The sequence below is a fragment of the Ruegeria sp. CDSA221 genome, from assembly GCF_059611825.1.
This window is the reverse complement of record NZ_JBXWPK010000004.1, coordinates 386,725-400,270: the sequence shown is the minus strand read 5'-3', so window position 1 is coordinate 400,270 and position 13,546 is coordinate 386,725. Positions and strand designations below refer to the sequence as shown.

At 58.2% G+C, this 13,546-nt stretch carries 16 protein-coding genes; 1 reads left to right on the top strand and 15 read right to left on the bottom strand.

The features are described from left to right. Window positions 1-231: 231 nt before the first annotated feature. From AC2FJ5_RS08920 to ruvC, 14 genes are all read right to left on the bottom strand, one after another. Window positions 232-807 (bottom strand): MOSC domain-containing protein, encoded by a 576-nt coding sequence (locus AC2FJ5_RS08920; protein WP_496793129.1) that lies wholly within the window; start codon window positions 805-807, stop codon window positions 232-234. Window positions 808-908: 101 nt separating this feature from the next. Next, window positions 909-2,825, bottom strand: a complete 1,917-nt coding sequence (ftsH, locus tag AC2FJ5_RS08915) for an ATP-dependent zinc metalloprotease FtsH (protein WP_142640196.1) — start codon at window positions 2,823-2,825, stop codon at window positions 909-911. A 76-nt stretch (window positions 2,826-2,901) separates the two neighbouring features. Next, window positions 2,902-4,155, bottom strand: coding sequence for a tRNA lysidine(34) synthetase TilS (gene tilS, locus AC2FJ5_RS08910; RefSeq protein ID WP_496793128.1), 1,254 nt, complete (start codon window positions 4,153-4,155; stop codon window positions 2,902-2,904). After that, window positions 4,152-4,976, bottom strand: a complete 825-nt coding sequence (ybgF, locus tag AC2FJ5_RS08905) for a tol-pal system protein YbgF (RefSeq protein ID WP_496793126.1) — start codon at window positions 4,974-4,976, stop codon at window positions 4,152-4,154. Before ybgF ends, tilS begins: the two co-directional genes overlap by 4 nt. A 4-nt stretch (window positions 4,977-4,980) precedes the next feature. Beyond that, the gene (pal, locus tag AC2FJ5_RS08900) at window positions 4,981-5,490 is read right to left on the bottom strand and encodes a peptidoglycan-associated lipoprotein Pal (RefSeq protein WP_281973807.1); all 510 of its coding nucleotides are present in this window, start codon (window positions 5,488-5,490) and stop codon (window positions 4,981-4,983) included. An 88-nt stretch (window positions 5,491-5,578) separates the two neighbouring features. Next, complete coding sequence (gene tolB, locus AC2FJ5_RS08895; RefSeq protein ID WP_496705371.1) at window positions 5,579-6,898, bottom strand: Tol-Pal system beta propeller repeat protein TolB; 1,320 nt, start codon at window positions 6,896-6,898, stop codon at window positions 5,579-5,581. Further along, window positions 6,895-7,998 (bottom strand): cell envelope integrity protein TolA, encoded by a 1,104-nt coding sequence (gene tolA / locus AC2FJ5_RS08890; RefSeq protein WP_496793125.1) that lies wholly within the window; start codon window positions 7,996-7,998, stop codon window positions 6,895-6,897. Before tolA ends, tolB begins: the two co-directional genes overlap by 4 nt. Window positions 7,999-8,007: 9 nt before the next feature. Continuing rightward, the gene (gene tolR, locus AC2FJ5_RS08885) at window positions 8,008-8,484 is read right to left on the bottom strand and encodes a protein TolR (RefSeq protein WP_496793133.1); all 477 of its coding nucleotides are present in this window, start codon (window positions 8,482-8,484) and stop codon (window positions 8,008-8,010) included. Window position 8,485: 1 nt separating this feature from the next. Further along, complete coding sequence (gene tolQ, locus AC2FJ5_RS08880; protein ID WP_496793123.1) at window positions 8,486-9,181, bottom strand: protein TolQ; 696 nt, start codon at window positions 9,179-9,181, stop codon at window positions 8,486-8,488. A 105-nt stretch (window positions 9,182-9,286) separates the two neighbouring features. Then, a complete protein-coding gene (gene ybgC, locus AC2FJ5_RS08875) occupies window positions 9,287-9,670 on the bottom strand; it encodes a tol-pal system-associated acyl-CoA thioesterase (RefSeq protein WP_142640183.1) in 384 nt (127 codons plus the stop codon). After that, on the bottom strand, window positions 9,667-10,290 hold the full coding sequence (locus AC2FJ5_RS08870; RefSeq protein WP_496696932.1) for a hypothetical protein: 624 nt from the start codon (window positions 10,288-10,290) through the stop codon (window positions 9,667-9,669). Before AC2FJ5_RS08870 ends, ybgC begins: the two co-directional genes overlap by 4 nt. Window positions 10,291-10,351: 61 nt before the next feature. Continuing rightward, complete coding sequence (gene ruvB / locus AC2FJ5_RS08865) at window positions 10,352-11,371, bottom strand: Holliday junction branch migration DNA helicase RuvB (RefSeq protein WP_142640179.1); 1,020 nt, start codon at window positions 11,369-11,371, stop codon at window positions 10,352-10,354. A gap of 4 nt (window positions 11,372-11,375) precedes the next feature. Next, window positions 11,376-12,056, bottom strand: a complete 681-nt coding sequence (gene ruvA, locus AC2FJ5_RS08860; RefSeq protein WP_496793122.1) for a Holliday junction branch migration protein RuvA — start codon at window positions 12,054-12,056, stop codon at window positions 11,376-11,378. Next, window positions 12,053-12,550 (bottom strand): crossover junction endodeoxyribonuclease RuvC, encoded by a 498-nt coding sequence (gene ruvC / locus AC2FJ5_RS08855; RefSeq protein ID WP_142640175.1) that lies wholly within the window; start codon window positions 12,548-12,550, stop codon window positions 12,053-12,055. Before ruvC ends, ruvA begins: the two co-directional genes overlap by 4 nt. 333 nt (window positions 12,551-12,883) lie before the next feature. Here ruvC and AC2FJ5_RS08850 point away from each other — a divergent pair, with 333 nt between their 5' ends. Continuing rightward, window positions 12,884-13,096, top strand: coding sequence for a DUF1127 domain-containing protein (locus AC2FJ5_RS08850; protein WP_142640173.1), 213 nt, complete (start codon window positions 12,884-12,886; stop codon window positions 13,094-13,096). 102 nt (window positions 13,097-13,198) lie between these two features. Here the strand turns inward: AC2FJ5_RS08850 and AC2FJ5_RS08845 are convergent, their stop codons facing one another. Further along, complete coding sequence (locus AC2FJ5_RS08845) at window positions 13,199-13,543, bottom strand: hypothetical protein (protein WP_142640171.1); 345 nt, start codon at window positions 13,541-13,543, stop codon at window positions 13,199-13,201. Window positions 13,544-13,546: the final 3 nt, after the last annotated feature.

The following is a 13,546-nucleotide window of genomic DNA, read 5'->3' as shown; positions in this document are numbered from 1 at the left end:
CCAATCTCCTGAATCGGCTTCTTCTTCGCCTCACGCGCAATTTCGATGTCAGATTTATAGCTCATTGGGTTTCGGTCCCTGATTGAATTCCGTGCAAACCCGACGCAGAACGCCGGCGCTGCTCACTCCATACCGTTGTGTACCAAATTGGTGGCTATGGATTCCGACATAATTGCGCCTTGAAACGTCGTAGCGTCACATCGGCGCCTTCCGATCGGAAATTGCGGTCCCTTATGGTGTCCAGGCTCTCTGATCGGGGACAAATAGTGTAAGCTCATCGCCCAGCTTCAGCTCTCCGGGTCTTTCGACCCAAGCCGTGACCCCCCGCCGTCCCTGCGCTGCAGGCTTGAAGGCAGCACCATACCCGGGCAAGTCAGCCTCGATCTCGCGCCCCGGCAGGATACAGGGCCGGTTTTCCATGTCGATCGTCAGCGTCAGGCCATTTTCCACCTGCAAACGAGACGAGGGCGGAATATGGGTGAAATCCGGAATGCCGCGCAAGACAATGCTGACACCCAGATGGGACGGGTCCAGCTTACCCAAGCCCATTTCCTGCGCGATGGCATCAAGTTCTTCTGCGGACAGGATCGATAACTGTCGCACATTGCGAATTTCGGTGCCCACCGGGTACAGGTTTTTGACCCGTACGCAAGAGGTACGATTCACGCCTTCGTGACGCGCGCCTTGATCACCCGAGAAACCCAAATCCAGACTGTCCACGGAATTGGCCCGGAGAGTTTTACCTGCTGGTACGTGGCCCAACCAAACAACTTCGCCCGTGAATTCGGTTTCGCGCAATACCGGCATATTTATCCCTTTTTCAGAACTGACATCTGATGCGGAATAAAGGGCAAACCTTCGCGATTGAAAAGAAAAAAGACCCGGGACAGGCCCGGGTCTTTGAAAGTTTAAGCCGTTGGTTCCGGCTCCATCCCGCCATCGGGCGGAGTTTTCTTAACCTTGGTTTTCGGAATGGCTGTCACGCTGGGGGCGCTGCCCTCATCAGGTTTGTCGCCCTCGTCATCGCTTTCGCTGGGCGGCTCGCCATTCATGACGCGTTTGATCTCGTCACCGGTCAGGGTTTCATATTCCAGCAGCCCCTGGGCCAGACGTTCCCATTGCTCGTTCTGTTCTGACAAGATCTGATGCGCACGCTCATATCCTTGCTGGATCAGGCGCTTGACCTCTTCCTCGATCAGTTCCTTGGTATGGGCCGAAACCGAGAACCCGGCAGTGTTGCCAGAATAGCCATCATGCGCTTCGGCATAGTCGATATTGCCGACCTTGTCCGACATGCCCCAGCGCATCACCATCGCCCGCGACAGTTGGCTGGCCTGCATGATATCGCCCGCCGGACCGTTCGAGACATGGTCCTCGCCATATTTGATCACCTCAGCCGCCTTACCGGCCATCGTCATGGCCAGCTTTTGCTCACACTCATCGCGGTGATAGTTCAGGCGGTCCATTTCTGGCAGTGACACCACCATGCCCAGCGCACCACCGCGCGGAATGATCGTTGCCTTATAGACCGGATCACACAATGGCAGCGTCATACCAACAACGGCATGCCCTGATTCGTGATAGGCAGTCTTTTCCTTCTGGTCCTGGGTCAGCACCATCGAGCGGCGCTCGGCACCCATCATCACCTTGTCCTTGGCATTCTCGAAATCTTCCATGGTAACAAAGCGGCGACCGACGCGGGCGGCCATCAGCGCGGCCTCATTCACGAGGTTGGCCAGATCAGCACCCGAGAAGCCCGGAGTCCCGCGCGCGATGATGCGCAGATCGACATCAGGTCCGAGGGGTGTCTTGCGTGCGTGAACGCCCAGGATCTTTTCGCGGCCTTTAATGTCGGGGTTGCCGACAGTCACGTTGCGGTCGAAACGGCCTGGACGCAGCAGCGCAGGGTCCAAAACGTCCTTACGGTTGGTGGCCGCCAGGATAATCACGCCCTCATTGGCCTCGAACCCGTCCATCTCGACGAGCAACTGGTTGAGCGTTTGTTCACGTTCGTCATTACCCCCGCCATAACCGGCACCACGATGGCGGCCAACGGCGTCAATCTCGTCAATAAAGACGATACAGGGAGCGTTTTTCTTGGCCTGTTCGAACATGTCGCGGACACGGGATGCACCGACACCGACGAACATCTCAACAAAGTCCGAACCCGAAATGGTGAAGAAGGGCACACCCGCCTCACCCGCAATGGCGCGGGCCAGCAGCGTTTTACCGGTCCCCGGAGGGCCCACCAACAAAGCGCCTTTTGGAATCTTGCCACCCAGACGACTGAATTTCTGCGGATTGCGCAGGAATTCTACGATCTCTTCCAGTTCTTCCTTGGCCTCGTCGATGCCAGCGACATCATCAAAAGTTACACGGCCATGCTTTTCGGTCAGCATCTTGGCCTTGGACTTGCCAAAGCCCATCGCGCCACCTTTGCCGCCACCCTGCATCCGGTTCATGAAGTAGACCCAGACACCGATCAGCAGCAGGAAAGGAAGAAGAGTGACCAGGAAAGACTGAATGCCCGATTGCTGTTGTTTCACAGCCTGAACCGGGATGCTTTCATCGATCAGCAGTTTGGTCACCTCGGCATCGCCGGGCTTGATCGTGACATAGCTTGCGCCGCTTTGCGTGGTATAGCGAATTTGCTCGCCATCCAATGTCACGTTTTTGACTTCGCCGCCTTCAACAGCGGTCACGAAATCAGAATAGGTTCTTTCATTGCTCTGAAGCGTTCCACCTGGTCCGCTGAACAGATTGAACAGTGCAAGGATCAGCAAAAACAGAACGACCCAAAAGGCGATGTTACGAGCGTTGCCCAAGAAAAATCTCCCAAAAGATTTCGGCAGATGGGGATCTGCCGGGTTGCTCTTTAAAATAGAGATGATTCAAGCAGGTTCAATGCGATAAAACCGAAGAGTGAAACTCGGGCTCTTCTGGCGTCAGTTCTGCAAGCCAACCATTTGAGAAACCCACCATAGGTGCAGATACCAAGACCTCTCCACTCCAGACGGACGGAGACGCCAGAAGCGTGGCGCGCGGTTTTCCAAGTGCACGCCAATCTGGCACGGCCTGCAAACCAGCCGCACCTAACGGGTGAACCTGCGCGTCGGGAATCGCCGGGCCAGACAGGATCCACCGTCCATCCCAAATCTGACCGGGTGCGCCGGGTGCGCTCTCAACGGCATTTAGCTCTCTGCAAATCCACATTTTATCGGCTTTTGGGATCAAGAGGCATCCACCAATCGTTGCCGCCTCACCCTGATCAATCGCCAGCAGCGCCCGGTCTGTTGCAGCCTGACGCGGTGGATATCCGCGGCCCGCAATCCAGCGGACACAACCTGTAAGAAGACGACGTCGGATTTCCGCAGGCAGAGTGGAAAATCGCGCGCGATCGACACAGATATCGCCGCCATCGACACTCAGGACCTGACGGGCGGATTCCTGCGTAATCTGCTCTAATGCTTCACGGGCTTGAGCAAGGTTTTCAGCAACGCGGGACAGAGAATGCACCGAAATCCCAATTTCGGATAAGCCGGTCAACGCGTTGCGCGCCTTGATACGATCAAACCGCCGGTCGTGATTCGATGGATCCTCGATCCAATCTGCCCCAATCTCGGCAAGATAATCGCGCAGTTGTTGCCGGGTGATCCCCAACATCGGCCGCAGCAGCATGATCCCTTGATAGTTCCGCATTGCGGGCATGCCGGACAATCCCGTCACACCAGCAGCGCGCGCCAATCGCATCAGCATGGTTTCGGCTTGATCATCGGCGGTGTGTCCCAGGGCAATCGCACCGATCTGCTTGTCACGCGCCCAGTCTGACAGCAACTGGTACCGGGCCTGCCGCGCCCTATCCTGCAGGTTACCTGTCTGGTCCCACCCCTGCCAGTGCAACGTCTCATGTGGAAGGCCCAGACCCTGGGCAAGCTGCGCCACCCAATTTGCCTCCGCAACCGCTTCGGGGCGCAGATTGTGGTTCACCGTGGCGACAAACAGCTCAACCTGTTCCTCTTGGACGATGTGCTTCAACAAACTCAGCAAAGCAACCGAGTCACCGCCACCGGATACCGCAACGCCTAGACGGCGCGGAAGGTTTTCCGGCAATCGCGCGCGGAGTTCGGATTTCAGGAGTGTGCCTTGTGTGGTCAAGTACAACCCAGTGACGTCATTTCCTGCGTGGCGCTGGAGACCAATGCCGAGGCCGGGAACCGGACGCTGACCTCGCTCAGTGTTATACACGCCTGTTCGGTCTGTCCCAGACGACCCAGCGCAGCACCCAGTTCGAACAAAGCCTCAGGCGCATAGGCGCCTTCGGAATCACCCGTGAAGCTGGCCAGAAAAGCCCTTGCAGCTTCGCGGGTGTCGCCAATGCCTTCCAACGCCTGACCGCGCTTTAGGTGTGCTTCGGGCGCAAGCGGGCTTCCGGGATATGATGTATCGAATACTGCGAACTGATCCGCAGCGGCCTGGAAGTTTCCATCGGCCAGCGCCTGAGCAGCGGCATTGAAATCCGCTTGCTCGCCTACTGCCAACTCACCCAGGTCGGCATCGGTTGGCCCTGTCGGAGCGGCAGGGGCTACGGATGTGATGTCCGTGTCTCCGCCCAGAGTTGTTGTATCACCAAGCGTACTCAGGTCGCCGCCTTCCAGTTCGACCAAGCGAAACTCAAGATCACCGATGCGGTTAGTCCCGTCGGTTACGATATTCTGTACACGCTGGTTCAACTGCTCGGTCTGGCGCGTCAGGCGCTGCAACTCGGCCTCTATGGCATCAACGCGTTCAAGTATCGAACTGCCGGACAGGTTCGGGGCCGGAGAGCCGGTTGTTGAAAACTCGCGCTTGAGCCGCTGAATTTCCACATGCAGCACCGTCAGTTCCTGCCGGATATCCGCCAAGGTTTGCTGATCCTGTGCTTGTGCCAAACCGGCGGTCGCCAAAACTGCGGCCAGAACCCATCCTGCTAGTTTCATCGTCTTATCCCAAAGTTGATCCGGTCAGCACCGTGACTGCACGACGGTTTTTCGAATAGCAGTCCTCGGTGCTGCAAATCTCGATCGGGCGTTCCTTGCCAAAGCTGACAGTTGTCAGCCGGTTGCCCGCTACTCCGCGGGAAATCAGGAACTCGCGGGCGGCATTTGCCCGGCGCGCACCCAGTGCGAGGTTATACTCACGCGTGCCCTGCTCATCCGCATGGCCTTCGATCGTTGCCACAAAGTCGGGGTTGGCCATCAGCCAGTCGGCCTGCCCCTGCAGCACTGACTGCGCCTGCGGAGTAAGCGTCGACTGATCGACTGAAAACAGAACCCGGTCACCAACAGTTTGCTGGAAATATGCAGGCGAGCGCGGATCACTTGGAGAGCCCGCGGCCAGCCCGCCATTTGCGCCATTGCCAAAGCCGCCGCCCAGCGCAGACGGATCGTTATTGGTGCAGGCTGCCAACGCGCCAAACACACCTAGTGCTAGGATTTTGCCCAATACGTTCATCTCAGGTGCCTCGTTGTTTTTTCTCTTTATTGCCGTCTCTGTAGCATAGTGCAGGTTCCTTGTGAACTTTTCCTGCCAGCAGCCGTGATCAATTCTGCAGTGGACCCCATGACGGATCGCTGCCCCCATCCGGGGTGCGGATCGGGCGCAGGTTGCGTCCCGAGATATCAACCGAATACAGCGTCGCCCGGCCACTTGCGCCCTGGGTTTCTCGGGTGAACATGATCACGCGACCATTAGGGGACCATGTCGGTCCTTCGTCCAGAAACGACGAGGTCAGCAAACGCTCTTCGCTGCCATCTGTTCGCATGACACCGATATGAAATCGGCCTTTGTTCTGCTTGGTAAACGCAATCAGATCGCCACGGGGGGACCAGACCGGCGTTCCATAACGGCCCTGACCAAAGCTGATCCGCGTCGCCTCGCCCCCGTTTGCGGGCATGATGTAAAGCTGTGGCGTGCCCGAACGGTCGCTTTCAAACACGATCTGGGAACCGTCTGGCGAATAGCTGGGGGCGGTTTCGATCGCGGGCGTATTGGTCAGCCGCACGCTTTGCCCGGAAGCCAGATCCATTTTCCACAGGTCCGTATTGCCGCCCTGAATAAGCGAATAGACGATCGACCGTCCATCCGGCGAAAACCGGGGCGAAAAGCTCATCGTGCCGCCCTGGGTGTTCAACTCAGTCCGCCTGACCCGCTCAATATCCAGAACATAGATGCGCGGCTGACCGGATTCGTAGCTGGTATAGAGCAGTTGATCACCGGCAGGTGAAAAGCGTGGTGCCAGAACAATGGCGGCGCTGTCGGTCAGGTACTGCACATTCGCACCATCATAATCCATGATCGCCAGCCGTTTCAGGCGCTGGTTTTTGGGGCCGCTTTCCGAGACAAAGGCAACGCGACTGTCGAAATAGGCGCCCTCGCCCGTTACACGGCTATAGACTTGATCCGCCACTTTATGGGCCATGCGCCGCCACCCTTCAGTCGTCCCGGCAAACTGCAGACCGTTGCCCAGCTCCTGCCCAGAAAACACATCCCAGACCCTGAACCGCACCGTCAGGCGATTGCCCGACACATTCACAGCACCTGTCACCAAAGCCTCGGCATTGATGGCTTTCCAATCCGCAAACCGAACGGGATCTTCAAAGCTGGCCACTTGGCTGATGAAAGCATCAGACAGAATTTCGCGAAACAGCCCCGTTCCGGTCAGATCCGCCGCCACAACCCGCGAGATATCCTGAGCGTATTGGGCTGCCGCCGTACTATCGGGAACAAAACTTGGAACCGCAAAGGGCAAGGGTTCGATGATCCCCTGATCCAACTCCAGGCGGAGCGGCCCACTTTGGGCGTGAACGGGTGCCGACACCAGTGTCAGGCCAAGCAACAGGCTGGTCAGAAGTCTCATCATTTGATCCGCATCCTCTCGGGATTGAATGTAATCTCAATATCCTGCCAATGCTCGTATTTATCGGTTGGCAGGTCATATCCTTTGGCTCCACAGCGCAAAATGGCACGTCGAGCGGCCTCATAGGCTTGTCTGGCTGCGCCGTCAGAACCGCCTGAGCTGTCGATCATGCGCAAGCTGCCGCCAACCACCTTGCCATCAGGGGTCAACGAAAATCCGACAACAACAACTGTCTGCAGAGCATCCGTGGACAAGGACCCAACGTTCCAGCATTGGGAAACGGCCAATCGCATCGCGTCCTTTTCGCCGCTGGTCAAGGGCGGACCAGAGGGTTCACTCCCTTGTCCCAACGCCTCGGCCAGCGCATCGTTGATGGCTGTTTCCGTCTGCGCGGGCTCTGTGGGTTCGGGCTCGGGCGTCTCTGCCACTTCGGGCTCGGCCGGTGGCGTCGGGCGGTTGGGACGGATCCGCGGGCGCGGCGATGTTCGGGGAGCGTTTTCTTTGGGCTCTTCCGCTTCGGTCACAATCTCGTCAGCCTTTTCCTCGGGGGCGGTCTGATCCTGCTGTTCCTGCGGGGTCTCGGCTCCCTCGTCCAAAGATACGGCCGGGGTTTCGATTTCATCAGGCGCGGCCTCGGGCGGAGGCGGCGCAACCGGCACCGGCGCAACATTCTCGGCCGGGCTGGGCTGTGCTTCTGGCCCAGAAGGCACCGTAAGGTCGACGATCTCGGGGGCGGGAGTGTCCAACACCGGTGGCTGTTCAATCACCACCGGCTCTGGCGGCGGCTCAATCGGTTCAGGCTCAGGATCCGGGTCCGGGTCGGATTCAGCAGGTTCCGCCTCTTGCAACGAAGGCTGCTCTTCCACTACCGGTTCCGACGCTGGATCCTCTTCTGTTGGGGCCTCAGGCGGCTGCAGCGCTGTTGGCGTCGGCACTTCGGGCGCATCCCGCTGAGCGGTCATTGCCGCAAATTGCTCAGCCGAAATGACCGAGACATCCTGCACGGCCATAGGTAATGGTTCGGACCGGAAGGTGCCGCCGAAAAATGCCCAACCAATCAGACTGACATGGGCAATCGCCGAGATCTTGGTGCCGGTATCCACCGTGCGGCCTCACTCTCCACCGTCGTCCAGTGTCGGGCCGCCCGTATCGGTCACCAGCCCCACATTGGAGAACCCACCCGCATTAAGCGCGCCCATTACCTGCATCACCTGCGCATAAGGGATCGCACCATCCGCGCGCAAAAACACTCGGTCGCTACTGCGTTCTGCTGCGATGGCGCGTAGTTTGCCAATCAGCTCTTCGCGCAGAATATCCGTGGTTTGGATTTGCACCCTGCCATCCGCGGTCAGCGTGACGGTCAAAGGTTCCTCGTTATCGCCAGGCAGCGCACTGGCCGCCGTTTTGGGCAGATCAACAGGCACACCAACAGTCAGCAAGGGCGCGGCCACCATGAAGATGATCAGCAGCACCAGCATAACGTCCACAAAGGGTGTGACGTTGATCTCAGCCATCGGCTGCGCGCGACCGCGACGCCGACCCCGCCGGCGTCCATTCTCGCCCGAGGATTGCTGAACCGCAGCCCCCATCTCAGCTGTCCAGCTGGCGCGACAGAATGGTGGCGAACTCATCGGCAAAGGCTTCATAGCCTCCAACGATCCGATCACTATCTGCGCTGAGTTTGTTATAGAAAATCACCGCCGGAATCGCGGCCAACAGGCCCAGGCCGGTGGCCAGCAACGCCTCGGCAATACCGGGCGCAACAACAGCCAGGTTGGTGTTCTGCTGCTCGGCAATCTCGATGAACGCATTCATGATACCCCAGACCGTTCCGAACAGACCGATGAAGGGTGCAGTTGAGCCGACAGTGGCCAGAATGGGCAGGCCCTTTTGCAGCGCCTCGGCCTCTTTCGCGATGGCCACATCCATCGACCGATCAATGCGTGAGGTGGCACCAGCTATCAGACCGCCATCAGTGCGGTGCGAGCGGCGCCATTCGATCATGCCCGAGGCAAATATCTTCTCCGAACTGCCATCGGGTTGGGTACCGATCTGCTCGAACAGTTCATCCAAGGGGTTCCCGGACCAGAAAGCCTCATCAAAAACCTGAGCTTCACGCCTTGCAGCACGGTAATTGATCAGTTTCTGGATGATGATCCCCCAGGACCAGACTGATGCGCCAATCAGCATCAGCATTACCAGTTTAACGATAAAAGTCGCGCGGGCAAAAAGCCCCCACATGGAGAAATCGATCTCCTGCGCCAGCGCCAGCGTTTCAGCTTCCATGAACCTGCTCTTTGTTTTGCCTGACAGCCTTACGGCCTTGTTTTGTCAAACGCTAACGCAGATGGGGGCGAATTGCCAACAGAACCACCCGGGTCCTGCAAATTGTTACAACAATGCGCGAATCTCTGCCGGAAGGCGTACGGGCTTGCCCTGCGCATTCATACAGACGGCGGTAACGATGGCGCGAAAAATCTCCTCTTCGCCCCGTTTGACCACTTGCGCCATGATCAGACGGACACCGGACAGAGATTTGATTTCGGTCTCGATCTCCAGATCGTCGTCAAATTTAGCCGGGGCCAGGTATTCCGCCTCGATCCGGCGCACGACCCAAACGATACCTGCGTCACGCATGGCATTTTGGTCATTGCCCAGGCGCCGCACATAGTCCGACCGGGCGCGTTCGATGTATTTTAAATAGTTAGCGTGATAGACCACGCCGCCCATATCGGTGTCTTCGTAATATACTTTAACGGAATAGACGTGCTTCATTGCGGTTGATCCAATCTGGCAAACAATCTCAGCGCATGAGAGGCATCTTGCGCCGCGCCCGGCAGGACAGGATCGTATGCCGCCCGGATCAACCCGGCAATGTCTGGTCGCAATATCGTCGCGTCACCCGCCACTGCCAAAGGCGACTGGTTGCGAAAAGCGGTATCGGACCAGAGCAGCACCGTTTGCACCACCTGGCTGAGCGCAAGCGTTTCAGCGGGGACTTGCGACAATTCATTGTCCATCCGCAAAAACACAAAGGCCGCACGAATGGCGCCGTCTTCTTCAAAACGGAATATCCGGTACTGGTTGGCATCGGCCGCGATCAACCGATCAACCAACGGCCCCAGATCAGGGACCAAACGGTCCAGATCGGGCACTTCTGTCAGTTCTTTCCAGTCGCGGAAGAAAAAGACCATGCAGTTGGCGCCAAGCTCGGAGTCGGTTTCCGCCATCTGATGCCCTGCCAGTGTTACCACTGCCTCGAACGCGCCTTTGACCGTGGCCAAACTTTCATCTTCGACCCCAAAGACGATCGGCACGATGGGGCGGCCCCACCGCGCAAACAGGAACTCTCCGCTTTCGCGGGTGAACAGGGCTTGAATGTCGTCGGGTGTCACGCGCAATCCTCGGCAATCGGACAATGTTTGGCGAAATCCTTAAAAGCTCGCACGCGCGGCTTCAACCAAACAGATCATTTTGCCCCTTGGGTGCGGCCATGCCCAGATGCGTCCACGCCTTCTGCGCCAGCATCCGGCCACGCGGTGTGCGTTGGATCAGGCCTTGCTGCAAGAGGAAGGGTTCGATCACCTCCTCCAGCGAGTCCCGGCTTTCCGACAGAGCTGCCGACAAGGTTTCGATACCTACCGGCCCGCCCGCGTAATTCTCGGCGATCAGCTTCAGATACCGGCGGTCCGCGCCGTCCAGCCCCAGATGATCGACCCCCAGCCGCGTCAACGCCCCATCAGCCAAATCGCGGGTGATCCGTCCATCGCCTTCGACGATTGCGAAATCCACCACCCGCCGCAGCAGGCGCCCGGCGATCCGAGGTGTTCCGCGTGACCGGCGCGCGATCTCTCGGGCACCACTGTCATCAGCCGGTGCTCCAAGCTTGCGCGCGTTGCGGGTGACAATCTCGTGCAATTCATCAACGGTATAGAACTGCAGGCGTGTCGGGATGCCAAAGCGGTCGCGCAGCGGCGTGGTCAGCAGCCCCATCCGGGTTGTGGCCCCGACCAGAGTAAACGGCTGCAACTCGATCCTCACCGTGCGCGCGGCCGGGCCTTCACCAATCACCAGATCCAGCTCGAAATCCTCCATCGCCGGGTACAGGACCTCTTCGACCGCTGGATTCAATCGATGGATTTCGTCAATGAACAGCACATCGCGCGCTTCCAGATTGGTCAGGATCGCCGCCAGATCGCCCGCCTTTGCCAGAACCGGGCCAGATGTCATCCGAAAATTCACGCCCAACTCACGCGCGATGATCTGCGCCAGCGTGGTCTTGCCCAGACCGGGAGGGCCATGGAACAGCGTATGATCCATTGCCTCACCCCTTTGGCGAGCTGATTGAATAAAGATACGCAGATTGGCGCGCGCCTCGGCTTGACCGATGAATTCGTCCAGTCCCTGCGGGCGCAAGGCGCGGTCATTGTCTTCCGGCAACGGCTCGGGGCGCAGGGTGGGATCGGCATCTACCATTCTATCACCCTTTCGGAGCCAACAGTTTCAACGCAGCGCGGATCAGGTCCGCCTCACCCGCTTCGGGCAAGCTCGCCGCGGCTTCGGCCACGGCTGACGCGGCCTCGGACGGGCCATAGCCCAGATTGGAGAGTGCCGACAATGCCCCGGCAGATGCTGCGGCATTCCCCGATGGCGCTATGGTGAGCCGTTGTTTTGGTACTGGCGCCGGTTCGGTCAGCTCCACGACGTCCAATTCGGGGCCATCCATTGCCTCGGTCACCGTGCCGCCCATGGCCATAACGCCGGGCGCCTTGTCTTTGAGGTCCAGCACGATCCGCTGCGCGGTTTTGGGGCCCACGCCCTTGGCTGCCTTGACCGCCCCCCAATCGCCCAGAGCAATCGCCCGGCTGACACCATCGGGGCCCAAGGCGCTGAGGATTGCTAGCGAAACCTTGGCCCCGACCCCTTGCACCGAGCACAGCAGGCGATGCCACTCCTTCTCGACCAGCGAAAGGAACCCGTAAAGCTGCATCAAATCCTCGCGCACCACCATGTCGGTGTAGATCGAGATCGCCTCACCCACGCCCGGCAGCGCAGCCATCGTACGGTCCGAGCAATAGACCAGATAGCCGACCCCACGCACGTCGATCAGCACGTGATCCGGCGCGCGGTAATCCAACCGGCCTGTCAGCTTGCCAATCATGCCCGCACCTGTTTCATCCGCGACTGTGGCGTTGCCCCGTAAAAGGAATGACAGATCGCTATCGCCAGCGCATCCGCGGCATCCGCGCCCTTGGGCTGACAGCCCGGCAGTTGCAACTTGACCATATGAAGAACCTGTTCCTTTTCGGCATGGCCCACGCCCACAACCGTTTTCTTGACTCGATTGGGCGCATATTCCCCCACTGGCAACCCGGCCTGCGCCAGCGTCAACAACGCCACACCCCGCGCCTGACCCAGCTTAAGCGTACCGGCTCCGTCCTTGTTCACAAAGGTCTGTTCGATGGCGGCCTGATCGGGCTGATGTTCAGCAATCACTTCGACGATCTGATTATGGAGCGATAGCAACCGCTCTCCCAGATCATCCCCGTCCGATTTACATAACCCATTGGCAACATGACTGAGACGGCTGCCATGTGATTCGATGACGCCCCATCCCAGGGTCCGTAGCCCCGGATCAATGCCCAGAATTCGCATATATAGCCTCGGCCTGCTCGGGTTTGTGTGTTCTTTTTTACCGACTAGCACGAAACAAGAACATTTTCCAAGCGAATTGACTGATGGTCAGATTGCGACACGGTCGTCCTGTCTCCGACAGAATGAGCTGATTACGACCGGAAAATGTCGGGTTTCGACCAGTTTGATGAAGGCAAAATTGCCAATAAATTAAGGCGTTTTCATGTTTTTCGAGCATTGCAAAAAACGCATAGGACACATGCAATTTCTATGCTTGTGCAGTCAGAAAACCATCCCTAAATGCCCGTCAGATCGCAAGATCAGAGTTTAACACAAACCGGAAGGAAACAGGATATGGCTGCACTGGACACAACCCGCACCACCACTGGCTCATTTGGCCTCGTCGGCCGTATCGGCGCGACTTTCGCAATGGTCGTAAACGCCGTTGTCGAATGGAATGATGCCCGCGTTACACGCAACGCGCTGAGCGGTCTGTCGGACCGCGAGCTGGAAGATATCGGCCTGTGCCGTGGCGACATTGAAATCGTCGTGGAAGGCCGCCGTTAAGGCAAAGCAAACCTACCGTTGATTTTCCCCTTCTCCCTCGGGGCAAAGAAGAACGCCGCGTATCCCCGGATACGCGGCGTTTCTAATCAAAGCGGAAGAAACTTAGCGGAGAACTTTGCTGAGTTGAGACGAGAGGGCCTGTGATACCGGGTCGATCTGCATGATCCATGCCCCCGCCTTCTCCACTTCGGTCCCTTGCGCAAGGCTATCGACACGATACTGGTAGGCCGACGACCCCAAGCTGGTCAGCAAAAGCGTTTTGAATGCGAACAGCCCAGCCAAGCAGATCAGCAGAGCCTTTGCAGGCACCGCGGACTGAACCCGCTGTGGTTTCATAACAACCAGGCCATCTTTGCGCATAGTCGCACGATAACCACGGGTCATCTTCGAATGTTTCTTGTTCAGCCGATGAACGCGCTGATCAAATTCAATTTGTTTTCCAGTCATGGC